Origin of the sequence: Sulfitobacter sp. EhC04 (assembly GCF_001650875.1) — a bacterium.
GTDB lineage: Bacteria > Pseudomonadota > Alphaproteobacteria > Rhodobacterales > Rhodobacteraceae > Sulfitobacter.
Map to the genome: position 1 here is coordinate 140,111 of NZ_LXYI01000001.1, position 23,142 is coordinate 163,252.

Sequence of the window (23,142 nt, forward strand, 5' to 3'; positions counted from 1 at the left end):
GGGCGCGCAACCTGCCGTTCCCGGCCCTTGCAGTTGCCCGGCGCTCACGTCGCCGGGGCAGGCCGGTACAGATAGTCGCGGGTCAGGGGCACCGCATCGCGCCTGTGGGCAAGTTGTATCTGATAGACGCCCTGCATCTGCTGTTCGAAGGCCGCGATGCAGATCGCGAAATAATAGCGGAACATGGTGATGAACCGGTCGTCATACATGTCGCGGATGGTGTCGATGTTGGCTTCGAACCGCTTGCGCCAATGCCGCAGGGTATAGGCATAGTGCAGCCGCCAGACTTCGATGTCGGTTTGCCACAACCCGCTGCGTTCCATCGGGCCTGCAAGTTCGGACAAGGAGGGCACGTAGCCGCCCGGAAAGATGTATTTGTTCAACCACGAGCTGTGCGGCATCGGCGGCGCACTGCGTCCGATGGTGTGGATCAGGGCAACCCCATCCGGTTTCAGTAAATCTGCGACCTTTGCAAAGTAGGTGTCGTAATTCGGGACGCCCACATGTTCCAGCATGCCGACGCTGACAATCCGGTCAAAGGTCTCTGTCACATTGCGGTAATCCTGCAACCGGAAGGTCACACGGTCCTGAAGCCCTTCCGCCCGGGCACGGGCCTGCGCCGTGCCAAGCTGGTTTTCGGACAGGGTGATGCCCGTCACATGCACATCGAAATCACGCGCCAGTGTCAGCGCCATACCGCCCCAGCCGCAGCCGATGTCCAGCACATGCTGGCCGGGCGACAGACACAGCTTGGCGGCGATATGCGCCTTCTTGGCGGCCTGCGCATCCTCCAGTGACATCTCGGGATCGGTGAAATAGGCGCAGGAATATTGCATGTCCTCGTCAAGGAACAGCCGATAAAGGTCGTCGGACATGTCGTAATGATGCGCGACATTGGCGCGGGCGCGCTCCGGCGTGTTGCGCTGGATGAAACGGCGGGTGTGAAAACGGGCGTTGTTCGCCGTCTTGATCCAGCCCGGCTGATCCCCCGCAGCGCGGTTCTGCAGGATGATGCGCAGGAAATCGTCCAAGGTTGTGTCGATCAGGGCAATGGTGCCATTCATCAGGCCCTCGCCCAGTGCGAGGTCGGGGTTCAGGCACAATTGGCGCAGCGCGCGCGGGTCCCGGATGGCGACCTGGGCGACGTCGCCCTGCGCAGGCCCGTAGCTGGCTGTCGTGCCGTCGGGAAATTCAGTTTTCAGCTGATCCTGCACCATCATGGTGCTGATCATCTTTTCATAGAGGGACTTCCACATGACCTTTCCTCATGCTCTTCGCTATCAAAGGTTAACTTTTTGTCGCGAAAGGCAAGAGGGTCAAGTTGTTGGCGCGTCATCCAGGTCGAGAAAAGCGCGCAGCGCGGCCTCGAATTCGCGTGGTTTTTCGGCATGCAGCCAGTGGCCGGCACCGGGCAGCTTGGCAAAACGCGCGGCCGGGAAACAGGATTTGATCCTGTCACGGTGCTGGGTCTGGACGTAGTCAGACGCCCCGCCCGACAGGAACAGGGTGCGCCCCTCGAAAGAGCCGCCAAGGTCTTCGGGCCAGCCGATGATCTTGGGCATTTCGGCCTCAAGCACATCCAGGTTCAGACGCCAGGCCTTGTTCGGCACATCCAGCGACTGGGTGAAAAAGCTTTGCAAAGCGGGCTCAACTCCTGCGGCGGCCAGTTGCGCTTCGGCGTCGGACCGGCGGGTCAGATTGGCAAGGTCCACCTGGCGCATGGCGTCGATGAACATTGACTGCGTGTGGGTATAGGCGACCGGGGCGATGTCGGCGACGATCAGATTGCGGATCAATTCCGGGCGCATCAGCGCCAGGGCCATCGCGGTCTTGCCGCCCATTGAATGGCCGCACAGGTCGACCGGGCCGCCGACCGTTTCGATCAGCTTGGCCAGATCCCCTGCCATGTCGGGATAGCTTTGGGTGGGCGCACGCGGGCTGGACCCATGGTTGCGCATGTCGGGTGTGATGACATGGCGGCTGTCGGCAAGGCGTTTGGCGATCACACCCCAATTGCGGCCCGATCCGAAAAGGCCGTGGGCGATGATCAGCGAAGGCCGGTTGCCGGATGCGGTGCCATATTCAACATAGTTCAGCATGGCCAAGGGTTAGCGCCATTGCGTGCGATGCGCCAGTCGATTTAGATTGGGCCCCATGTTGACCGAGAAAGACATCACCGCAAAATCCCAGACCGTGCTCCGGCTGCTCCGGACCAAGCTGGGGGTCAGCGCGCGCGATCTGGAACAGGCGCTGCGCCGCGCTGGCCGCCGCCTGCCGCGGCGGGTCCGGGCGCAGGGTGCGCGCCTGGTCGCGGCGCAAAAGATGGCGGGCAATCCGAAACTGGCGCGGCAGCTGGACCCGCGCGAATTTGCCCAGGCCTATGCGGATGTCAGCGCCCATCTGGTGGCGATTGACGTGGCCGACAGACGCAAAGGGCGCCTGATCGGCCTTGCCGCTGTCGTGGCACTGAATCTGCTGGCCGTGATCACAGCCTTTCTGGTTTGGCTGTGGTGGCGCGGCTATGTTTGAACAAGGGAACATCCGATGACAGTGACACGCATCGTCTGCAATTTCGCCAGCGCCGACGTGCCCGGATTGGCGGCCTTCTACAGCGACTTGCTGAACTTGAATATCCTGATGGATCAGGGGTGGATCATCACGCTTGGGTCCGGCGAACTTGGGCCGGTTCAAATCAGCGTCGCCTCGCAGGGCGGGGCCGGGTCACCGGTGCCGGATATTTCGGTGGAGGTCGAAAACGTGGACGAGGTCCACGACCGTGCCCGCGCAATGGGCGCGACAATCACCTATCCCATCACGGATGAAAGCTGGGGGGTGCGGCGGTTCTTTGTCGCGGACCCGATGGGGCGCGAGATCAACATCCTGTCGCATTTCTAGCGATTGTATTGCGCGTCCGTGACGGGTTCCATCCAGTCTGCGGTGGTGCCGTCCAGCGCCTCCTGCAGGGCGATATGGGTCATCGCGCAATCGGGGGCCGCGCCGTGCCAGTGTTTCTCGCCGGGGGCGAACCAGACGACATCGCCGGGGCGCAGTTCCATAATCTCCTCGCCCTCTTTCTGTGCGCGGCCCGCGCCGGCGGTGACGATCAAAGTCTGGCCCAGGGGATGGGTATGCCAATTGGTGCGCGCGCCGGGTTCGAAGGTTACCGCGACGCCGTTCAGGCGGGCGGGGGCAGGCGCGCTTATCAGCGGGTCCATTCTGACCGTACCGGAGAAATATTCTGGATTGGCGCTGCTCGAAGGGCGCGACCCCGCGCGGTGAATGATCATCTGTTGTCTCCACATGCAAAAAGGTGGGCGAGACGGCCACCATATGGCGGTCTGACCAAAAGATACATCGCGCTTCGGCATTTTTGGCAAGCCGGTGAAACGCGCTTCGCTTCTTTATGCTTCAGATACTCTCATCTTACCTGAGCGGCGGGCGCAAAGGCCTGCGGGTGACGGGCACCGGGCAGGGTAGGGCCCTCACCCTGCGGCACCACAAAACGAAATCGGCCTGCGGCAGTGCCGCAGGCCGATGTTGCCTCAGATGGGCGCATGTCCCACCAATGGTCTTCAAAGATCGGGATACATCGGGAATTTCGCGCACAGCGCTTCGACCTCGGCCTTGACCTTGGCTTCGACCTCGGCGTTGCCTTCCTCGCCGTTCTCGGCAAGCCCATCAACAACCTCGATGATCCAGTCCGCGATCTGACGGAACTCCGCCTCGCCGAAGCCGCGGGTGGTTCCGGCGGGAGAGCCCAGGCGGATGCCGCTGGTCACGGTCGGTTTTTCGGGATCGAAGGGGACGCCGTTCTTGTTGCAGGTGATATGGGCGCGGCCCAGGGCCTTTTCGGTGGCATTTCCCTTTACGCCCTTGGGGCGCAGATCGACCAGGACGACATGGGTGTCGGTGCCGTGGGTGACCGTATCCAGCCCGCCCTTGATCAGCTGATCGCTGAGGGCCTGGGCGTTCTTGACGACCTGCTGGATATAGGTCTTGAACTCGGGGCGCAGCGCCTCGCCAAAGGCCACGGCCTTGCCGGCGATGACATGCATCAGCGGCCCGCCCTGGATGCCGGGGAAGATGGCAGAGTTGAATTTCTTGGCCAGCGCCTCGTCATTGGTCAGGATCATGCCACCGCGCGGACCGCGCAGGGTCTTGTGCGTGGTTGTCGTGGCCACATGCGCGTGCGGGAAGGGCGATGGGTGTTCGCCCGCCGCCACCAGCCCCGCGAAATGGGCCATATCGACGTGCAGGTAAGCGCCGACTGAATCGGCAATCTCGCGCATTCGGGCAAAGTCGATCTGGCGCGGAATGGCGGAGCCACCTGCGATGATCATCTTTGGCTGATGCTCGGTCGCGAGTTCCTGCACCTGGTCGTAGTCCAGCAGGTTGTCCTGCTTGCGCACGCCGTACTGGATGGCGTTGAACCATTTGCCGGACTGGTTCGGCTTGGCACCATGGGTCAGGTGGCCGCCTGCATCCAGCGACATGCCAAGGATGGTATCGCCGGGCTGCAGCAGCGCCTGGAAAACGCCCTGGTTCGCCTGGGAGCCGGAGTTCGGCTGGACGTTGGCAAAACCGCAATCAAACAGCTTGCAGGCGCGTTCGATCGCCAGGTTCTCGGCCACATCGACCCATTCGCAACCGCCATAGTAGCGTCGGCCCGGATACCCTTCGGCGTATTTGTTGGTCATCACGGAGCCCTGCGCCTCCAGCACAGCGGCAGAGACGATGTTCTCCGATGCGATCAATTCGATCTCGTTGCGCTGGCGGCCAAGCTCGCCCGTGATGGAGGCCAGAAGATCAGGATCCGTCTGGGCCAGCGAGGCGGTAAAGAAATCTTTCATGCGAGGGCTCCTTTGAGGCCGGAAAATTTCGTCATTTCGTAGCGTAAAGGGCGCTAGGCTTAAAGACTGTAAAACGACGCATATGCCAATATGCGCGGCAGCACTGGCAGCGATTGGGAATATGTGCTTGGTTCAGGGGAATACGGGCAGCATCGGAAACCTTCGCCATGATCTTTGAGATGTCTCGGACATGTCCATGAAAATCTCATTTCTGGCCAGCCGCGCCGATGTTGCGCAGACAGCCAAGGCTGTCCTGACGGGTCGTTATGGCAATGTGCCGGCAGAAGAGGCGGAAATCATCGTGGCGCTGGGCGGCGACGGTTTCATGCTGGCCACCCTTCACGAAACCCAGGCGCTGGACCTGCCGGTCTACGGGATGAATCGCGGGACCATCGGGTTCCTGATGAACGAATACAGTGAAAGCGACCTGATCGAGCGGCTGCGCGCGGCGGAAACCGCCGTGATCAACCCGCTTGTCATGCAGGCCACGCAGATCAACGGAAACATGGCCACGGCGCTGGCCATCAACGAGGTGTCCTTGCTGCGGGCGGGGCCACAGGCGGCCAAGCTGCAAATCTCTGTGGATGGGCGGTTGCGGATGCATGAGCTGGTCTGTGACGGTGCTTTGGTCGCCACGCCTGCCGGTTCCACCGCCTACAACTATTCGGCCCACGGGCCAATTCTGCCGATCGGGTCGGATGTTCTGGCATTGACCGCGATGGCGGCCTTCCGGCCCCGGCGCTGGCGCGGTGCCCTGTTGCCGAAAGCGGCCAAGGTACGATTTGACGTGCTGGAACCTGAGAAACGGCCGGTGATGGCCGATGCGGACGGGACATCCTACCGCGATGTTGTCACCGTCGAGATCGCATCGGAGCCATCCGTCACGCATACGATTCTTTTCGATCCCGGACATGGGTTGGAAGAACGCCTGATCTCGGAACAATTTACCTGAAACGCTGCACCCATTGTTCTGGCGCGCCTCCGGATCGCGTCGGCGCAAATTTCCGCTCATTTCCGCCAAGCCATGGCAGTGAGTGCGCCGATAGCCGGGAACCAAGAAGGGCGTCGTCGCGTTCCTTCAGTGAACCCGCACGGCACGAGGATGTGCCCCGGCGGAATACTGTTTTTAAAGGAGACGAGACATGAATTGGGACCAAATCAAAGGCAATTGGAAGCAGATGACCGGTTCGATCAAATCCGAATGGGGCGATCTGACCGACGATGAGGTGACCGAAGCCGAAGGCGACCGCGACAAGCTGGTCGGCAAGATTCAGGAACGCTATGGCGTGGCCAAGGAAGAGGCAGAGCGTCAGGTGGATGATTTTGCCGCGCGCGTCTGAAACGGCTGATAGATGATTGAGAAAGGGCGGTCCGATGGGCCGCCCTTTGCATTTCGTGGCACGCTCGACGTTGTATCGCTCGTGGGGCCATCGCCATGGGGCAAAGGCCCCCGACCTGCACCTCCAGAGACGCCCCTCAATCGAGTGTGAACAGTTCCTGCCGCTCGGCGACGCCGCGCAGACGGTATTGACCCAGTGACACCAGCTCGGGCCGCGTTTCCCGCAGCGGCTTTGCCACGGCAGAGGAAATGACGATCCTCTGATCCAGCGGGCCAGTCATGCCCAGAATACGTGCCGTGGTGTTCACCGCCGGTCCGATCACGGTGAAATCCAGCCGCGTCTTTCCGCCGATATTGCCATAAAGAACGTCACCTGCATGCAGGGCAAGCGTGAACCCAGCGATCGGCAGCCCCTGTTCCGAACGGGTGCGATTCAACAGCTCGAAAGCTGTCCGCAGTTCAATTGCCGTATCAACGGCAATCCGACGGGCATTGGGGTCTTGGTCCAGATCAAAGATCGCCAGCATGCCGTCGCCCATGAATTTGAGCACATTGCCGCCATTGCGTTCGACCACGTCCACCGCTTCGCCGAAACAGGCGTTCAGCAACTCGATGACGGCGGGGCCGGGCAAGGCTTCGGACATCTTGGTGAACCCTTGCAGGTCGAAATACCAGATCACTGCGGATATCGTCTCAGAGGAACCGCGGGTGATGGCACCCGACAGCACCCGCGCGCTGGCGTCGCGTCCAAGGTAGGCGGCTGTGATATCTTCGGCCATCAGACGGTTGGCACCGCTTTTCAGCGTCAGGCACAGGGCGGGCAGCAGGTTTCGGACCGCATCCAGCTGCGCAGTGGTGAACCCGCCGGGGGCGTCGGTGGTCATGGAAATGGTCATGCCCTCTTCACCCGCGTTACGGGGATTGACCGGCGAGTCATGGTCAGCCCTGAGGAAAAAGCGCTTGGCGGCGTAATATTCCGTCCCGCCGCGCTCCCTCAATTCGTCGAAGATCGGAAAGGTCATCGCCGGTTCAGGGTCTGTCAGTTTCTGCCGCAGCTCGGAAATATCGTGGGTCAGCAGGTAGTATAACGGGCTTTGCAGGTATTCGTCGGGTGTTGTGGCGGAGCGTTGGTAGTCAAAGCGTTCATATGCCCCGCTCCGGAACCAGCGAAAAGCCACAGCGCCGATTTCGGGATGATGCGCCCGAAGCGAAAGGTTGACCCGTTGCAGGGGGATGCCTGCCGCGACCAGTTTCTCGCAACAGGCTTCGAGCCAAGTCTCGACGGGTGTGTTTTCCAGACCCTGCCGGATCAGCCAATTGGTCAGATCCGACAGCGCTGCCGCGAATTCAAAATCGGTGGCTCTAGATGTTTCCAAGGTGATCCTCCGAAGGTGACCTATCCCTTAGCATAGCCTATTGTCTGCAGCGCTGTCCTGATTTCATCCAGGATGGCGGGGTCGTCGATGGTCGCGGGCGGTTTGAAATCCTGATTGTCCGCGATCTTGACCATGGTGGCGCGCAGAATCTTGCCGGACCGGGTCTTTGGCAGGCGGTCCACCACCAGCGCCTGTTTGAAGGCCGCGACCGGGCCGATCTGATCGCGGATGCGTTTCACGCATTCGGCAGTGATTTCCGCGTGCGGACGATTCACGCCCTTGGAAAGACAGACAAAGCCAATCGGTGCCTGGCCCTTGAGCACATCGCTGACGCCGACCACGGCGCACTCGGCCACATCCGGATGCCCGGCAAGGACTTCTTCCATGGCGCCGGTGGACAGACGGTGGCCCGCGACGTTGATCACATCGTCGGTGCGCGCCATGATATAAAGGTATCCGTCCTCGTCCATCATGCCCGCATCGCCGGTTTCATAATATCCCGGAAAGGTGGTCAGATAGCTTTTGCGGAACCTATCTTCGGCGTTCCACAGGGTTGGCAAGGTGCCGGGAGGCAGGGGCAGCTTGATGGCGATGGCCCCCAGCTCGCCGGGCCTTTGCGGCTGGCCCGCATCGTCAAGGATCTGCACATCGTAGCCGGGCATCGGCACTGTGGGCGATCCGATCTTGACCGGCAGCGCTTCCAGCCCGGCGGGATTGCCCGCGATGGTATAGCCCGTTTCGGTTTGCCACCAATGGTCATAGACTGGCTTGCCCAGTTTCTCCTGCGCCCAGATGATCGTATCGGGGTCGGCACGCTCGCCCGCAAGGTAGAGCGCGCGCAGGCAGGAAAGATCATATTTCTCGATGAACGCGCCCTTGGGGTCCTCACGTTTGACCGCACGAATTGCGGTGGGGGCGGTAAAGAAGGACCGCACGTTATGCTCTTCGATGACCCGCCAGAAGGTGCCGGCATCGGGGGTGCCGATTGGCTTGCCTTCGAAGACGACCGTTGTGTTGCCGTGTACCAGCGGACCATAGCAGATATAGCTGTGGCCAACGACCCAACCCACGTCCGATGCAGCCCAGAACACATCGCCGGGATCGACGTTGTAGATGTTCTTCATCGTCCAGTTCAGCGCGACCAGATGGCCTGCAGTGTGGCGCACGACACCCTTGGGCGCGCCGGTCGTGCCGGAGGTATAAAGGATATAGGCCGGATGGTTGCCCGCCACCGGCACACAGTCAGCAGGGGCGGCCGCGCCACAGACCTCCGCCCAGTCCAGATCGCGACCCGGTGTCAGGTCGCAGGCGTGCTGTTCGCGTTGCAGAATCAGGCAGACTTCGGGCTTGTGACGGGCCATCTCGATGGCGCCGTCCAGCAATGGTTTGTACTCGACCACGCGCCCCGGCTCCAACCCGCAGGAGGCAGCAAGAATCGCCTTGGGCGTGCAATCGTCGATGCGCACGGCCAGTTCATTTGCGGCAAATCCACCAAAGACAACGGAATGAACCGCCCCGATGCGCGCACAGGCCAGCATGGCGTCCAGCGCCTCGGGCACCATCGGCATATAGATGATCACGCGATCACCCTTGGTCACGCCTTGCGCCACCAACGCACCGGCCAGTTTCGCCACACGGGTCTGCAATTCGGCGAAGGTGATCTTTTGTTTCGTGCCGGTGATCGGGCTGTCATGGATGATGGCAACCTGATCGGCGCGGCCGTTTTCCACATGACGGTCGACGGCGTTGTAACAGCCGTTCACCTGCGCCTCGGCATACCATTCAAACATGTCCGCGCCCCGGTCAAAGAGGACCTTCTTTGGCGGTTCCACCCAGTCGATGCCCTTGGCGGCATCAAGCCAGAAACCTTCCGGGTCCTGTTTCCAACCTTCGTAGACTGCGCGGTAGCTCATGACTTCTTCCTCCCGTTTGCAATTGGTTACGCGAGGGCAGGCCACCCGGACAAGGGCATTGCGCCCCGATGGGCCAGAAATGCAAAGAACTTTTCTGTATCCGTCCCGGTGCAGCGCATGAGTTTACACCTATGTGACCGGATTGCGGCTGTTCTTTCCCGGCCCGCGTGCTAGGTCCTGTGACGAGTAAATGTTGCTTCTATTGACGGAGATGATTTTCATGCGCACCTCGATGCTTGCCTTCGGCCTTGCGGCCTCTACCCTGATTGCCCTGCCTGCGACGGCACAGGAACGGTCCTTCAACTTTGCCCTGCGCGGCGGGGTTTCGGCGGCACCGTCCTATCCCGGTGCGGATGATTTTACCGCCGGGCCCGACTTCGGTTTCACCTTTGGGGCGTTGAAATGGGGCGGGGTCGATATGGGCAATGGCGTGCGGGCCATCCCGGACAACGGCTTTGCCCTGCGTGGCGCGTTCAAATACATCGGCTCGCGCGACGTGGCAGACAACCCCGAGCTTGCCGGCATGGGCGACATCGACGCGGCGGTTGAACTGGGTTTGGGACTGATCTACCGCGAAACCAACTGGCAGGTATTTGGTGAAGTGCGCCAGGGCTTTGGCGGACACCACGGTGTCACCGGCGCATTGGGCGGCGATCTGATCTTTCGGCCCAGTGACCGGCTAACCATCCTGGCCGGCCCGCGCATCAACATGGGCAACACCGAATACGCCCAGACCTATTTCGGCGTGACCCCGGCCCAGTCGGGAACATCCGCCTTTGCGCCCTTCGCCGCCGATGGCGGCGTGCTGGGTGCCGGTGTCACCGTCGAAGCGATCTATGCGCTGGACGACCGTTGGGCGCTGGAGGGTGCGGTGGCCTATGAACGGTTGCAGAACTCTGCCGCCGACAGCCCGATCACGGCAACAGGGTCCGAAGATCAGTGGACCGTCCGGTTCGGGGTCAGCCGCGTGTTCGACTGGCGCTTCTGAACCCCCTTCCAGATTGATGTCGCAATTATGCCGGGTTGTCGAATATGCGACAGCCCGGCATCTTGCATTTGACAAAGATGCCAACAGGGTCGGCATCCCGCCGGACCCGCGTCATGACAAGGTTCACGACAATGGGTGACAAGATCGCCAACAAGAAGAAAAAATCCCTCAAAGCTGCCAAACCGGCACCAAAGGCCGCCGCGACCGTGGCAGATATCAAACCGGCAACGCCGCGCAAGTAACAAAGACTGCGCCGGGGCCGCGCCGCCATAGGGGCGGCCCCTTGCGATGAAAGGGCGCGGAATTTTGGAAAATTCCGGCCCGATTTTTTCCAAAAAATCGGCGCGTCGCGCCGGGCTTGCGGCCTATCCGTAATGGGTCACCGGCGTGCCCGCGATGGCCCCCACGTTCAGCAATCCGCGCGGGGTGATCGACGGCGATACGATATGCGCGCGGTTGCCCATCCCCATCAGGATCGGCCCGACCTCCAGCCCGCCGCCCTTCATTTTCAGGATGTTGCGCACGCCCGAAGCGGCATCGGCATGGGCAAAGATCAGGACGTTTGCGGCCCCTTTCATCCGGTTGGTGGGCAACAGGCGCGCACGCAGGTCCGGGTCCAGCGCCGTGTCGATGTTCATCTCGCCCTCATAGCAGAAATCATCTCCTGCCGCGTCCAGTATCCCGATGGCAGCACGCAGCCGCCCGCCTGTGCCCTCGCCCTGATTGCCGAACTGCGATTGTGAGCAGAAGGCGATCTTGGGCTCGATCCCGAAGCGGCGCACATGCCGCGCCGCACCCCGCGCGACCTCGACGATCTGTTCGGGGTTGGGGTGCAGGTGGACATGGGTGTCTGCGATGAACAGTGGCCCGTCTTCAAGGATCATCATGCTGAGCGCCCCATGCGGGCGCAGCCCGTCGCGGCCCAGGACCTGTTCGACGTAATTCAGGTGCCAGCGGAACTCGCCAAAGGTGCCGCAAATCAGGCTGTCGGCTTCGCCGCGATGGACCATGACGGCACCGATGGCGGTTGTGTTGGTGCGCATGACGGCACGGGCGATGTCGGGCGATACCCCCCGCCGCGCCATCAGGTTGTGATAGGTCTCCCAGTAGTCGCGATAGCGCGGATCGTTTTCAGGGTTCACCAGATCGACATTATCGCCCAGCCGCAGGTTCAGCCCGGCCTGTTCGATGCGTTTCTCGATCACATCCGGCCGTCCGATCAGGATGGGCGTTTCCACCGTCTCTTCGATGATCGCCTGCGCAGCACGCAACACCCGCTCGTCCTCGCCCTCGGCAAAGACGAGACGGCGGGGCGATACGCGGGCGGCCTCGAACACCGGGCGCATCAACAGGGCGGATTTGAACACCGACCCGTCCAGCTTGCGCTTGTAGGCCTCCAGATCCTCGATGGGGCGCGCCGCGACGCCGGTTTCCATCGCGGCGCGCGCCACGGCGGATGAGACAACGCCGATCAGGCGGGGGTCAAAGGGTTTGGGAATCAGGTATTCCGGGCCGAATGTCATCTGCTCACCCTGATAGGCGGCAGCGGCTTCCGCGCTGGTGGTGGCGCGGGCAAGGGCCGCGATCCCGTCGATACAGGCCAGCTGCATTGCGTCGTTGATGGTGCTTGCCCCGACATCCAGCGCCCCCCGGAAAATGAAGGGAAAGCACAACACGTTGTTGACCTGATTGGGAAAATCAGAGCGCCCGGTCGCAATGATTGCATCGGGTGCCACCGCGCGGGCGGCGTCGGGCAGAATCTCCGGTGTCGGGTTCGCAAGGGCAAAGATGATCGGACGGCTGGCCATCTTGGCCACCATTTCCGGGGTCAGCACGCCGGGGCCGGACAGCCCCAGGAACATGTCGGCATCCGGTATCACGTCATCCAGCGTGCGCAGCTCCGTATCCTGCGCGTATTCGGACTTGATCGGGTTCATGTCCACTTCACGGCCCTTGTGGACCAGACCGTGAATGTCACAGAGCCAGACGTTTTCGCGTTTCACCCCCAGTTTCAGCAGCATGTTGAGGCAGGCAATGCCCGCAGCACCGCCGCCGGTTGACACGATCTTGATGTCTTCGAATTTCTTGCCCGCGACGTGCAGCGCGTTCTTGGCCGCCGCGCCGACGACGATGGCCGTGCCATGCTGGTCGTCGTGGAAAACCGGGATGTTCATCCGTTCCCGGCACAACCGTTCAACGGTAAAGCAATCCGGTGCCTTGATGTCTTCGAGGTTGATCGCGCCAAAGGAAGGCTCCAGCGCGCAGACGATATCGGCCAGCTTTTCGGGGTCGCTCTGATCCAGTTCGATGTCGAAACAGTCGATATTCGCGAATTTCTTGAACAGGACCGCCTTGCCCTCCATCACCGGCTTTGACGCCAGCGCACCGATGTTGCCCAACCCCAGCACAGCCGTCCCGTTGGTCACGACCGCCACCAGATTGGCGCGCGCGGTATAGAGCGCTGCGGTGGCGGGATCGGCCTTTATTTCAAGACATGCCTCTGCCACGCCGGGCGAATAGGCCCGCGACAGGTCACGCCCGTTTGCCAGCGGTTTGGTCGCTCTGATCTCAAGCTTTCCGGGCTTTGGAAGGGCATGATAGTCAAGCGCGGCTTGTCGCTGGTTGGAGGTGTCGGACATGCGCGGGTGCTCCTGCTGGAATTTTGTTTAACGCTAAACTATCTGGTTTGCATGGGCCAGAATGTCATATGCCTGTTGGTTTGGCAAAGGGGCATTGCAACGGGGTGTTTTGTCCACCGAAACGGCTGTGCGGGATGACGGGCGGGATCAGGGGTTTTGTCCTTTGATACTTTCTGCGAGGGTTTTTATATAGTGCGCGACAGGGGGTGATCATGAGTTCAGATTTGCGACAGGCAGCGGTCGAGGTGCGCGAGAATGCGCATGCGCCTTATTCGGGGTTCAAGGTCGGGGCGGCCCTGCGCAGCACATCCGGCGCGATCTACGTCGGCTGCAACGTGGAGAACGTCGCCTATCCCGAAGGCACCTGCGCCGAGGCAGGGGCGATTGCCGCCATGGTTGCCGCCGGAGAGACCGTGCTGAAAGAGGCATATGTGGTGGCCGACAGCCCGATGCCGGTCACACCCTGCGGCGGGTGCCGTCAGAAACTGGCGGAATTCGGGGCCGGTGCGGTGCCCGTCACCATGGCCACGCTTGCCGGTGCCGAACAGGCCACCACGATTGCCGACCTGCTGCCGGGCAATTTCACCGCCGCCTATATGGAGGGGCAGGGATGAATGCCCGCGCCATCCTGGCAAAGCTGAGACAGCGCCAGACCCCCACGCGGGAAGAATTGGGATGGTTTGCGCAAGGGCTCGCCGATGGGCAGGTCAGCGATGCGCAGGCCGGGGCCTTTGCCATGGCGATCTGTCTCAACGGGCTATCGGATGTGGGAAGGGTGGCGCTGACCCTTGCGATGCGCGATTCCGGCCGGGTGCTGTCCTGGGATCTGGGTGGACCGGTGCTCGACAAACACTCGACGGGGGGTGTGGGGGATTGCGTGTCGCTGATACTGGCCCCGGCGCTGGCGGCCTGCGGGGCCTATGTGCCGATGATCTCGGGGCGCGGGCTGGGGCATACCGGCGGTACGCTTGACAAGCTGGAGGCGATACCCGGGGTCGGCACCCAGCCGGATGAACAGCGGTTCCGGCAGATCGTGGCACAGGCCGGCTGCGCCATTGTCGGGGCGACAGCGGATATCGCGCCAGCAGACAAACGTCTTTATGCGGTGCGCGATGTCTCGGCCACGGTGGAATCGCTGGACCTGATCACCGCCTCCATCCTGTCCAAGAAACTGGCCGCCGGGGTCGACGGGCTGGTTCTGGACGTCAAGGTCGGCAGCGGTGCCTTCATGAAGGACCTTGCCGCAGCGCAGGCATTGGCAGAGGCGCTGACCAAAACGGCGAATGCCGCGAAATGCCGGACCACGGCTGTGATCAGCGACATGAGCCAGCCGCTGGTACCCAGCCTGGGCAATGCGCTTGAGGTGGCAGAGGTGATGCGGGTGCTGACCGGCACGGGTCGTGGCCCCATCGTGGATGTGGCGGCAGCGCTGGGTGGCGTGTTGCTGGCCAACAGCGGCTTGGTTGCCGATGTGCAGGACGGTGCCGATGCCATTGCCAAGGCGATCCGCAACGGTGGTGCCGCCGAACGTTTTGGCAGGATGATCGGCGCAATGGGCGGGCCGGTTGGATTTGTCGAGACCTGGCAGCGCTTCCTGCCGGAGGCCAGCGTCATCCGCGAGGTCAAGGCCCCTTCAGGCGGCTACGTGCGCGCCATTGATGGCGAGGCGCTGGGCCTTGCCGTGGTGCACCTTGGCGGCGGCCGCGAGGTGGAAAGCGATCACGTCAACCCCGCCGTGGGCCTGTCAGAGGTGGTGCGGCTGGGCACAAAGATCAGCAAGGGTCAGACCCTTGCCGTTGTGCATGCAACCCGCTCTGATCAGGCTGACCGGGCGGCGGCGGCGGTTGTCGGCGCGATCACGCTGGGGCCTTCGCGGCCCAAACTGCCCGACCTGATCATCGAAAGGGTCGGCTGATGCCGCGCGCCTTTCTGGTGGTAATGGATTCTGTCGGGATCGGCGGCGCGCCGGATGCGGAGAGCTATTTCAACGGCGATGTGCCCGACACTGGCGCCAATACGCTGGGCCATATCATGCGGGCCTGCGCGCGGGGTAAAGCGGAGGGTGGGCGCACCGGCCCGCTGAAACTGCCCAACCTGATGGCGCTGGGCCTTGCCGAGGCGATGGCGCTGGCTGCGGGTGAGCCGGCACCGCCGACCGTGAGCGGTGGCACCTGGGGCGCGGCGACAGAGGTCTCGCGGGGCAAGGACACCCCGTCGGGCCATTGGGAGTTGGCCGGTCTGCCGGTGCCCTGGGACTGGCATTATTTCCCGGACAAACGCCCCGCCTTCCCCGCAGACCTGTCTGCTTTCGTAGCAGAGACCGCAGGGACGACAGGTATTCTCGGCAACTGCCATGCCTCGGGCACCACGATCATCGCGGACCTGGGCGCGCGGCATTGCGAGACCGGCTGGCCGATCTGCTATACCTCGGCCGATTCCGTGTTCCAGGTGGCCGCGCATGAGGAAACATTCGGGCTCGACCGCCTGCTGGCACTTTGCGAGGCCATCGCGCCGCGCCTGCATGGGATGAAGGTGGGCAGGGTGATCGCCCGGCCCTTTACCGGCAAAGCGGATGACGGCTTCACCCGCACCGCAAACCGCCGCGATTTTGCCATCACGCCGCCTGCACCGGTTCTGACCAACTGGGTGCAGGACGCCGGGCAAAAGGTCTATGCGGTGGGCAAGATTGGCGACATCTTTTCAATGCAGGGCATCGACGAGGTCCGCAAGGGCACCGATGCCCAGCTGATGCGCCACCTGGGCGACCTGATGGATGAGGCAGAGCAGGGCAGCCTGACATTCGCCAACTTCGTGGAGTTCGACAGTCTTTATGGCCACCGCCGTGACGTTGCGGGATATGCGCGGCACCTGGAGTGGTTCGATGCCGAGATCGGCAAGTTGCTGGGGCGGCTGCAACCCGGCGACATCATGGTGCTGACCGCCGATCACGGCAATGACCCGACCTGGACCGGCACCGACCACACCCGCGAGCGCGTGCCTGTGCTGGTGGCAGGTGACAACACGGGGCCGCTGGGGCTGATCGGTTTTCAGGATGTCGCGGCACTGGTGGCGCGCCATCTGGGCGTTCAAGTGGGCGGACAGGGCGGCGGGGGCGCTGCCCCCATCGGCAAAGCCGATCCCCCCGGGTATATTTAAGGCCAAAAAGAGAAGGGGGCGCTGCTTGCGAAATCTTCGGTTTCGCGCGACAACGGAGCAAAAGGAAAGCGCTGCCCATGCCCTCAATGACCGACGACCATCTGACCGTGGTGAACCATCCGCTGGTTCAGCACAAGCTGACCATCATGCGCGACCGCGACACGCCGACGGCGGTGTTCCGGCAACTTTTGCGCGAGATCAGCCAGTTGCTGGCCTATGAGGTCACACGCGGATTGCCGATGACCACCAAGAAGATCAACACGCCCATGCAAGAGATGGACGCGCCCACGCTTGACGGCAAGAAACTGGCGCTGATCTCCATCCTGCGGGCGGGCAATGGGCTGCTGGACGGTGTGCTTGAGCTGATCCCCTCGGCGCGGGTCGGGTTTGTCGGGTTGTACCGGGACGAGGAAACCCTGCAACCCGTGCAGTATTATTTCAAGGTGCCTGAAGGGCTGGACGACCGTCTGGTGATCGCGGTTGATCCGATGCTGGCCACCGGCAATTCCTCGGCTGCGGCGATCGACCTGTTGAAACAGGCAGGTGCCACCAACATCCGCTTTCTGTGCCTTCTGGCCGCGCCCGAGGGAATCGCGCGGATGCGACAGGCCCATCCGGATGTGCCCATCGTCACGGCAGCCGTGGACGAGGCGCTGAACGACGTGGGATACATCGTGCCAGGGCTGGGCGATGCCGGAGACCGGATGTTCGGCACGAAGTAGGTCGAAGTAGGTCAATTCCCGTCCTGGAAAAGGTGGACAAAGTGGCTTGCGCGCTGGACACTGCGGACAGGCTGGGGCATCCTCGACCGATAAATTTTCATTCGGATTGTGTGGGGGCACGAGATGAAGCTTACAAGACTGATTGCCATTGCCATTATCGCGGCCTCCGGCGGAATGGCGGCCCTTCAGGTCGACGCCCAGATTCAGGAACAGCAACCGGCGGAGTTTCCGCCTGCGTCCTACAAGGGCAAGCAATACGTCGACAGTCAGGGCTGCGTGTTCATTCGTGCCGGTATTGACGGCAACGTATCCTGGATTCCGCGTGTGACCCGGTCCCGCAAGACGATCTGCGGGTTCAAGCCCAGCCTGTCAGGTCAGGTCGCATCGGCGGCAGCTCCGGCGAAACCGGCAGAGGCGCCTGTTCAGATCACGCTCAACAATGCGCCAGCGGCGGCCCCGGCTCCTGCGCCACGCAAGGTGGCGATAGCCCCCAAGCCCAAACGCCAACCGGCCCCTGTTGTTGTGCGCCAGACCGCACCCGCCCCCAAGCCACAGCCAAGGATCGTCCCGGCACCGGTCGTTGTCGCCGCACCGGTTCCTGCACCTGCGCCCCAGGTGCGGCGCAGCGCGCAGGCCGCCACGGCCTGCCGGGGGGCATCGCCCCTGTCGCAGCAATACCTGCGCGGCTCAGCCGGCACGCCGGTGCGTTGCGGGCCTCAGGCAGAACCGATCGTGGCATCGGGATATGCCGCCGGCGGGACGCGCGGCTATGCATCAACAGCGGCTGACGACGTCACGGCGCATACACGTATCGTGCCCAAACATGTGGCACAGAACCGCATCAACACCGTCAACAACGTGCGTGTGCCGCAGGGCTACAAGCCTGTCTGGGACGATGATCGCCTGAATCCGCGCCGCGCGGAGCAGAACCTTGCCGGGCGCAGCGACATGTTGTTGATCTGGACACAGACCGTCCCGCGCCGCCTGATCAACCAAAGCACCGGGCGGGATGTGACAGCCTCCGTGCCGCTGGTCTATCCCTATCTCGATATCGTGACGCAGCGCCGTGAACTGGGCGAAGTGACCATCGTGCAGCGTAACGGCCAGCTGACCAAGCGGATCATCCGCAATCATGCGTCAAGCGGACGCAACGCCGTAAAGCGCCAGCCGGTCTATTCCTCGCGCTCCGCGCCAAAGGTGGCGCAGCCGCAGGCGGCCACCGCGACACCGTCACGGGCATTGGTCGGCACGCGGTATGTGCAGATCGGGACTTATGGCAATCCAGCGAACGCCCGGAAGGCTGCCCAGAACATTGCCCGTATGGGCATGGCGGCCCGCATCGGCAAACACAGCAAGAACGGCAAGACTTACATGACAGTGCAGGCCGGGCCGTTCAACTCGGCGCGGGCGATCCAGAACGCCATGCGCCGCCTGCGGGGTGCCGGGTACAGCGACGCCTTTGCGCGCAAATAAGCGGCATCTGCCCAGCAGCTTGTCCTGGCCAGTCGGAGGATATCCGGCTGGCCATTTCTTTTGCCCAAAGGGTGTCCGGCGGGCAGGGGTGAAATCCGAATTCAGCCATCAGGATCGGTGATCTGGAGGCAGGGCAGGACGGGCAGCAGGGGCCCTGCGTCAGCCGCCGCAAATGCTCTGCAACCGCAGCCAGTTGGCGTCGGACATCAGCGGGGCGGTCAGTTTTCCGGCCATCGGGTCGCCCTCGATCAGGGGCAGGGTTGTTTCCCCGCTGATGTCACGGGCATAGGCATAGGGCGTACTGCGCACCTTGGCGTCGGCAAAGAGCTTCAGTTGCGCTGTCAGGGCAACCGGCGCAGTGGGATTGGCCAACAGATGTTCGGCATAACGGTCCAGCGCCTCTGGCGCGACGTCGCCGGTTGTCAGCAGACGAAAATTCTCGCGCAGGCCCACGTCCCGCAGCAGGTCGCGCAGCGGGTCGCTGTCCGTCCGACGGGCCATTTCCGTGAGAACAAAACCCGCAGCGACATCCGGCTCTTCGAAGTCCTCTATCACCGACCGATCCAGCAGGATCAAACCACCGGGCAGGTGCAGGCTGGCGCGGGTCATATCCGGCAGCACCGCCAGTTTGCCCGCCGACAGCCGGTTGGCCAAAAGCGAAAGCGCTGCGCGTCCTGCGGTCTCTGTGCAGGCAGGCCCTGACACGCGTTCAATCCGGCTGAGCAGGGCAAGGCCGATCTGCGTGCGTTTCACACCCGGCACCACGCGCAGGGTGTGATCCTGCATGGCACCGGGCAGCCAGAACAGGACAAGTGCTGCAACCACAACGAAGGACGCAACCATCCCCACCAGCCGCAGGCGTCCCGGCCTGGGGCGTGCGCGGCTGATCGCACGACGCAGGGTCTCGATCGCCTCGATCATCTCGGTTTCGTTGTCCGGTATCTCCACGGTCTCGCCGGGGTCACCATCCGGGTGATAGATCGCTGGTGTCTCGTTCGGGTTGGCCCGTTCCACCGCTGCAAGGGACCAATGGGTCAGGGGCCGGTCGTTCAGGTTGGAGATCACCAGCGTCGCATCACCTATCGACACGATCACCTCCTGCCGCTGCGCCTCGGGCGTGGCGCGCCACAAGGCTGTGGCCTCTAGCCGGGCGTATTTGGTGAGCGCGGTCATGGAGTTGCTGGTCTGCCTCTTGTTTTTTGCCTAGTTTAACACCGAAGGTGGCGGCGGCAATGGGCCAGGGGCATTCCCGTTCCGGCGCACACCCCGATCGTCACGCAGGCAGCCGCGGCATCCCGGCCGAAAGCGGGTCAAAGTTCAGCGGCGGCCTTGCGCAGTTCATACTTCTGAATCTTGCCGGTCGATGTCTTTGGCAGTTCCTGAAACACGACCCGTTTCGGGGTCTTGAACCCGGCCAGAGTCTCGCGGGCAAAGGCGATCAGCGCTTCGGCATCCTCCACCGCACCCGGTTTCAGTTCCACAAAGGCGCAGGGCACCTCGCCCCATTTCTCATGCGGCTGTGCCACCACGGCGGCAAGGTTCACGTCCGGGTGTCCCATCAGCACGCCTTCGACCTCGACGCTTGAGATGTTTTCCCCACCCGAGATGATGATGTCCTTGGCGCGGTCCGCGATCTGGATGTAACCGTCATCGTGCTGCACGGCCAGGTCACCGGAATGAAAATAGCCGCCTGCAAATGCCTCCTGCGTGGCCTGCGGGTTTTTCAGGTATCCTTTCATCACCGAATTGCCCCGAATCATGATCTCGCCCTGGGTGCTGCCATCCTTTGCGATTTCGGCCATCCGGCTGTCCGTCACCGTAATATGATCCATCATCGGCATGGCGACCCCCTGCCGGGCCTTGATCGCAGCACGGGCGGATTGATCCAGGTCTTCCCAATCCTCGGCGCGCCACAGGCATTCGGTCACATGGCCATAGGTTTCGGTCAGCCCGTAGACTTGGGTGACGTTGAACCCCAGCTTCTCGATCTTTGACAGCGTTGCGGGGGCGGGCGGGGCCCCGGCGGTAAAGACCTCGACCGTGTGGTCAAAGTCGCGGCGGTCCTGCGCCGTCGCATTGACCATCATGTTCAAAACGATGGGCGCGCCGCCGAAATGGGTCACGCCCTCGTCCGCGATGGCGTCGTATATGGCCTTGGCCGTGATGTCGCGACTACAGACCAGCGTGCCCCCGATCAGCGGCATCATCCAGGTGTGGTTCCAGCCGTTGCAGTGAAACAGGGGCACGATCTGCATGTAGATCGGATGCAGCACCATGCGCCAGGAAATCACCGTGCCCATGGTCATCAGATAGGCCCCCCGGTGATGATAGACGACCCCCTTGGGCCGCCCCGTGGTGCCGGAGGTATAGTTCAGCGCCAGGCTTTCCCATTCATCCTGCGGCATGTGCCAGGCAAAATCAGTGTCACCCCGGGCCAGGAAATCCTCGTAGGTTGGATGCCGCCCCGTTGCGGGATGGCCTGCGGCCTCGTCCGTGACCTCGACAATTTGCAGAGCTTCGTCCGGCAACCGCTCCCGCGCGGCCTCCACCAAGGGCACAAACTCGGTATCCACCAGCGCCAGCTTTGCGCCGCCATGCTCCAGGATATAGCTTACCGTGCCCACATCGAGCCGCGTGTTGATCGTGTTCAGCACCGCCCCGCAGGCCGGCACGCCAAAATGCGCCTCTGCCTGGGCCGGGGTATTGGGCAACAGGGTCGCCACCACGTCGCCGGGGAGAATCCCCTGCGCGGCAAGGGCCGACGCCAGACGCGTGCAACGCGCGTGATACTGCGCATAGGTCACCCGGTGGTCGCCATAGATTACTGCTGTGCGGCCCGCAAAAACATGCGCCGCGCGTTGCAGATGCGACAGCGGCGTCAACGGCACGTAATTGGCAGGGCATTTTTCCAGCCCCGTTTCATCCTGCATCCAACCCATTTGCATCCTCCCTGCGTGGCATTGCCCGGCGGATAGAGTATTGCGGTGAGGGGGCGACTTTGGAAAGGTGAAAAAAAAGGGGTATCGGGTGAGCATCCAGAGTATCAGGCCGGGTTTGGCGGCAGTTTCGGTGTTGGGCGGCATGGCGACATTGGGTCTGACGGATAATTTCGTCCCCTATATCTCCGAGCGTGGCTCGCTCTGGCAGTTCCACTTTGTCCGTTCCCTGATGGCGGTTGCCATCCTCGGGGCCATTCTCGCCCTGGGTTATGGCAGCCTGCGGCCCAAACGGCCCTGGGCGGTGATCGGGCGCAGCCTGTTTCAGGGCGGCGCGATGCTGATCTACTTTGGCTGCCTGTCCGTACTGCCCATCGGGGTGGTGGTGGCCGGGTTGTTCACCTCGCCGCTGTTTGTCGTGCTGATCTCGGTCCTGTTTCAGGGCAAGCGGGTCGGCCCCTATCGCTGGTGCGCGGTCGGGATCGGATTTGCCGGGGCGCTTCTGGTGATCCGGCCCGACCCTTCCGCGCTCGATTGGGTGGCATTCGCGCCGGTCCTCGCCGGGTTGCTCTATGCCGTGGGCGCCGTGGCCACCCGCGCATGGTGCGAAGGCGAAAGCACCCTGACCCTGACCGCCGGGTTCTTTGCAATCCTCGGTGTATTCGGTCTGATCGGCATGGTGCTGATCTCAGGCACCGGCGCACCCGACGGACACGCGGGCTTTGTCCTGCGCAACTGGGGGCCGCTGGACGCAGCGATGCTGTTCTGGTTCGCGGTGCAGGCGGTCGGGTCGCTGATTGGAATCGCGCTGATCTTTCGCGGCTATCTGATCGGCGAAGCGGGCCATGTCGCGGTCTTTGAATATTCGCTTCTGGTCTTTGCCAGTTTCTGGGCCTGGGTGCTTTGGGATCAGGCCGTGCCGCCGCTGGCGCTGGCGGGCATGGCGCTGATTGCCTGCGCGGGCAGCATCATCGCCCTGCGCTCCGACAATCCGGTATCGGCGGCGCGCACGCCAGCGGGTGAGGGCGTATGATCATCAGCCGGGGACGGTCCTATATCTTTGTCCATATTCCCAAGACCGGCGGCACCTCGATGGCGCTGGCGCTTGAGGATCGCGCGATGAAAGACGACATCATGCTGGGCGACACGCCCAAGGCGGCAAAGCGGCGGCGGCGTCTGAAAGGCGTGCAGGCCTCGGGCCGGTTGTGGAAACACAGCACGCTGGCGGATATCGACGGGCTGGTCACTCCGGAGGAGATCGCGGGCATGTTCACCTTCACGCTGGTGCGCAACCCCTGGGACCGCACGGTCAGCTATTACCGCTGGCTGCGCGGTCAAGGCTTCGAACACCCCGCCGTGCATCTGGCCAAGTCGACCGATTTCGCGGGCTTCCTGTCCGATACGGGCACGCAAGCCAGCTTACAGGGCTGGTCCGCAGCGCGATACATGCGCGATGCAACCGGGGCCGAGCGGTGCAGTGCCTTCATCCGGCTGGAGCACCTGGAGGCGGATGCGGCACCGTTGTGGGACCATCTGGGATTTCGGCTGGATCTGCCGCATGTCAATACATCGGACCGGGCAGAAACCTGGCAAAGCAGTTATACCCCCGACTTGCAGGACATCGTCGCGCGCTGTTGCGCAGAAGACATTGCCCGATTCGGCTATCGGTTTTTTTGAATTACGCTGCCTCGCGTTAACCAAACCGGCAAGATTGCCATGTTTGTGCCGCCTAATTCCCCCGAATTCAGCG

General features: G+C 62.7%; 22 protein-coding genes. 13 read left to right on the forward strand and 9 right to left on the reverse strand.

The window, feature by feature from the left end:
• Positions 1-44 precede the first annotated feature (44 nt).
• Both A8B82_RS00720 and A8B82_RS00725 read right to left on the reverse strand, forming a co-directional pair.
• Complete coding sequence (locus tag A8B82_RS00720) at positions 45-1,256, reverse strand: SAM-dependent methyltransferase (protein ID WP_067287023.1); 1,212 nt, start codon at positions 1,254-1,256, stop codon at positions 45-47.
• Between the two features lie 60 nt (positions 1,257-1,316).
• Positions 1,317-2,099 (reverse strand): alpha/beta fold hydrolase, encoded by a 783-nt coding sequence (locus A8B82_RS00725; protein WP_067287025.1) that lies wholly within the window; start codon positions 2,097-2,099, stop codon positions 1,317-1,319.
• A 55-nt stretch (positions 2,100-2,154) separates the two neighbouring features.
• Here A8B82_RS00725 and A8B82_RS00730 point away from each other — a divergent pair, with 55 nt between their 5' ends.
• Positions 2,155-2,529 carry a hypothetical protein gene (locus A8B82_RS00730; protein WP_067287028.1) on the forward strand — a complete coding sequence of 125 codons (375 nt, stop codon included), beginning with the start codon at positions 2,155-2,157 and terminating at the stop codon, positions 2,527-2,529.
• A gap of 15 nt (positions 2,530-2,544) precedes the next feature.
• Entirely contained in the window at positions 2,545-2,895 is a 351-nt protein-coding gene (locus tag A8B82_RS00735) for a VOC family protein (RefSeq protein ID WP_067287030.1), read from the forward strand.
• Here the strand turns inward: A8B82_RS00735 and A8B82_RS00740 are convergent.
• Positions 2,892-3,287, reverse strand: a complete 396-nt coding sequence (locus A8B82_RS00740) for a (R)-mandelonitrile lyase (protein WP_067287032.1) — start codon at positions 3,285-3,287, stop codon at positions 2,892-2,894. The two genes, A8B82_RS00735 and A8B82_RS00740, sit on opposite strands and share 4 nt — an antisense overlap.
• A 285-nt stretch (positions 3,288-3,572) precedes the next feature.
• Positions 3,573-4,850, reverse strand: coding sequence for a serine hydroxymethyltransferase (glyA, locus tag A8B82_RS00745; protein WP_067287035.1), 1,278 nt, complete (start codon positions 4,848-4,850; stop codon positions 3,573-3,575).
• 190 nt (positions 4,851-5,040) lie between these two features.
• Between glyA and A8B82_RS00750 the strand changes: the two genes are divergently transcribed.
• A complete protein-coding gene (locus A8B82_RS00750; RefSeq protein ID WP_201120704.1) occupies positions 5,041-5,802 on the forward strand; it encodes an NAD kinase in 762 nt (253 codons plus the stop codon).
• 190 nt (positions 5,803-5,992) lie between these two features.
• Entirely contained in the window at positions 5,993-6,190 is a 198-nt protein-coding gene (locus tag A8B82_RS00755; RefSeq protein WP_067287037.1) for a CsbD family protein, read from the forward strand.
• Positions 6,191-6,326: 136 nt separating this feature from the next.
• Here A8B82_RS00755 and A8B82_RS00760 read toward each other — a convergent pair whose 3' ends face one another.
• Both A8B82_RS00760 and A8B82_RS00765 read right to left on the reverse strand, forming a co-directional pair.
• Positions 6,327-7,565 carry an adenylate/guanylate cyclase domain-containing protein gene (locus A8B82_RS00760; protein ID WP_067287039.1) on the reverse strand — a complete coding sequence of 413 codons (1,239 nt, stop codon included), beginning with the start codon at positions 7,563-7,565 and terminating at the stop codon, positions 6,327-6,329.
• 20 nt (positions 7,566-7,585) lie between these two features.
• Complete coding sequence (locus A8B82_RS00765; RefSeq protein WP_067287042.1) at positions 7,586-9,478, reverse strand: propionyl-CoA synthetase; 1,893 nt, start codon at positions 9,476-9,478, stop codon at positions 7,586-7,588.
• A gap of 190 nt (positions 9,479-9,668) precedes the next feature.
• Here A8B82_RS00765 and A8B82_RS00770 point away from each other — a divergent pair, with 190 nt between their 5' ends.
• Both A8B82_RS00770 and A8B82_RS23390 read left to right on the forward strand, forming a co-directional pair.
• Positions 9,669-10,466: a MipA/OmpV family protein gene (locus A8B82_RS00770; RefSeq protein ID WP_067287044.1), complete on the forward strand. Its 798-nt coding sequence runs from the start codon at positions 9,669-9,671 to the stop codon at positions 10,464-10,466.
• Between the two features lie 131 nt (positions 10,467-10,597).
• Positions 10,598-10,708: a malic enzyme gene (locus A8B82_RS23390; protein ID WP_082899069.1), complete on the forward strand. Its 111-nt coding sequence runs from the start codon at positions 10,598-10,600 to the stop codon at positions 10,706-10,708.
• 123 nt (positions 10,709-10,831) lie between these two features.
• Here A8B82_RS23390 and A8B82_RS00780 read toward each other — a convergent pair whose 3' ends face one another.
• A complete protein-coding gene (locus A8B82_RS00780; RefSeq protein WP_067287049.1) occupies positions 10,832-13,105 on the reverse strand; it encodes an NADP-dependent malic enzyme in 2,274 nt (757 codons plus the stop codon).
• Between the two features lie 212 nt (positions 13,106-13,317).
• On the opposite strand from A8B82_RS00780, the gene A8B82_RS00785 reads away from it, so the two are divergent.
• The 5 genes from A8B82_RS00785 (at position 13,318) to A8B82_RS00805 (ending at position 18,456) form a co-directional block, all read left to right on the forward strand.
• Positions 13,318-13,719 (forward strand): cytidine deaminase, encoded by a 402-nt coding sequence (locus tag A8B82_RS00785; RefSeq protein WP_067287052.1) that lies wholly within the window; start codon positions 13,318-13,320, stop codon positions 13,717-13,719.
• The gene (locus A8B82_RS00790) at positions 13,716-15,020 is read left to right on the forward strand and encodes a thymidine phosphorylase (protein ID WP_067287055.1); all 1,305 of its coding nucleotides are present in this window, start codon (positions 13,716-13,718) and stop codon (positions 15,018-15,020) included. The genes A8B82_RS00785 and A8B82_RS00790 overlap by 4 nt, the downstream gene beginning before the upstream one ends.
• Complete coding sequence (locus tag A8B82_RS00795) at positions 15,020-16,261, forward strand: phosphopentomutase (RefSeq protein ID WP_067287058.1); 1,242 nt, start codon at positions 15,020-15,022, stop codon at positions 16,259-16,261. Before A8B82_RS00790 ends, A8B82_RS00795 begins: the two co-directional genes overlap by 1 nt.
• A gap of 86 nt (positions 16,262-16,347) precedes the next feature.
• Positions 16,348-16,983, forward strand: a complete 636-nt coding sequence (gene upp / locus A8B82_RS00800; RefSeq protein WP_067287293.1) for a uracil phosphoribosyltransferase — start codon at positions 16,348-16,350, stop codon at positions 16,981-16,983.
• Positions 16,984-17,106: 123 nt separating this feature from the next.
• Entirely contained in the window at positions 17,107-18,456 is a 1,350-nt protein-coding gene (locus A8B82_RS00805; RefSeq protein WP_082899070.1) for an SPOR domain-containing protein, read from the forward strand.
• 159 nt (positions 18,457-18,615) lie between these two features.
• Here the strand turns inward: A8B82_RS00805 and A8B82_RS00810 are convergent, their stop codons facing one another.
• Positions 18,616-19,629 (reverse strand): hypothetical protein, encoded by a 1,014-nt coding sequence (locus A8B82_RS00810; RefSeq protein WP_067287061.1) that lies wholly within the window; start codon positions 19,627-19,629, stop codon positions 18,616-18,618.
• Between the two features lie 137 nt (positions 19,630-19,766).
• Positions 19,767-21,395: an AMP-binding protein gene (locus tag A8B82_RS00815; RefSeq protein ID WP_067287064.1), complete on the reverse strand. Its 1,629-nt coding sequence runs from the start codon at positions 21,393-21,395 to the stop codon at positions 19,767-19,769.
• Between the two features lie 88 nt (positions 21,396-21,483).
• Here A8B82_RS00815 and A8B82_RS00820 point away from each other — a divergent pair, with 88 nt between their 5' ends.
• Entirely contained in the window at positions 21,484-22,425 is a 942-nt protein-coding gene (locus A8B82_RS00820; RefSeq protein WP_201120706.1) for a DMT family transporter, read from the forward strand.
• Positions 22,422-23,069 carry a sulfotransferase family 2 domain-containing protein gene (locus tag A8B82_RS00825; protein ID WP_067287065.1) on the forward strand — a complete coding sequence of 216 codons (648 nt, stop codon included), beginning with the start codon at positions 22,422-22,424 and terminating at the stop codon, positions 23,067-23,069. Before A8B82_RS00820 ends, A8B82_RS00825 begins: the two co-directional genes overlap by 4 nt.
• Positions 23,070-23,142: the final 73 nt, after the last annotated feature.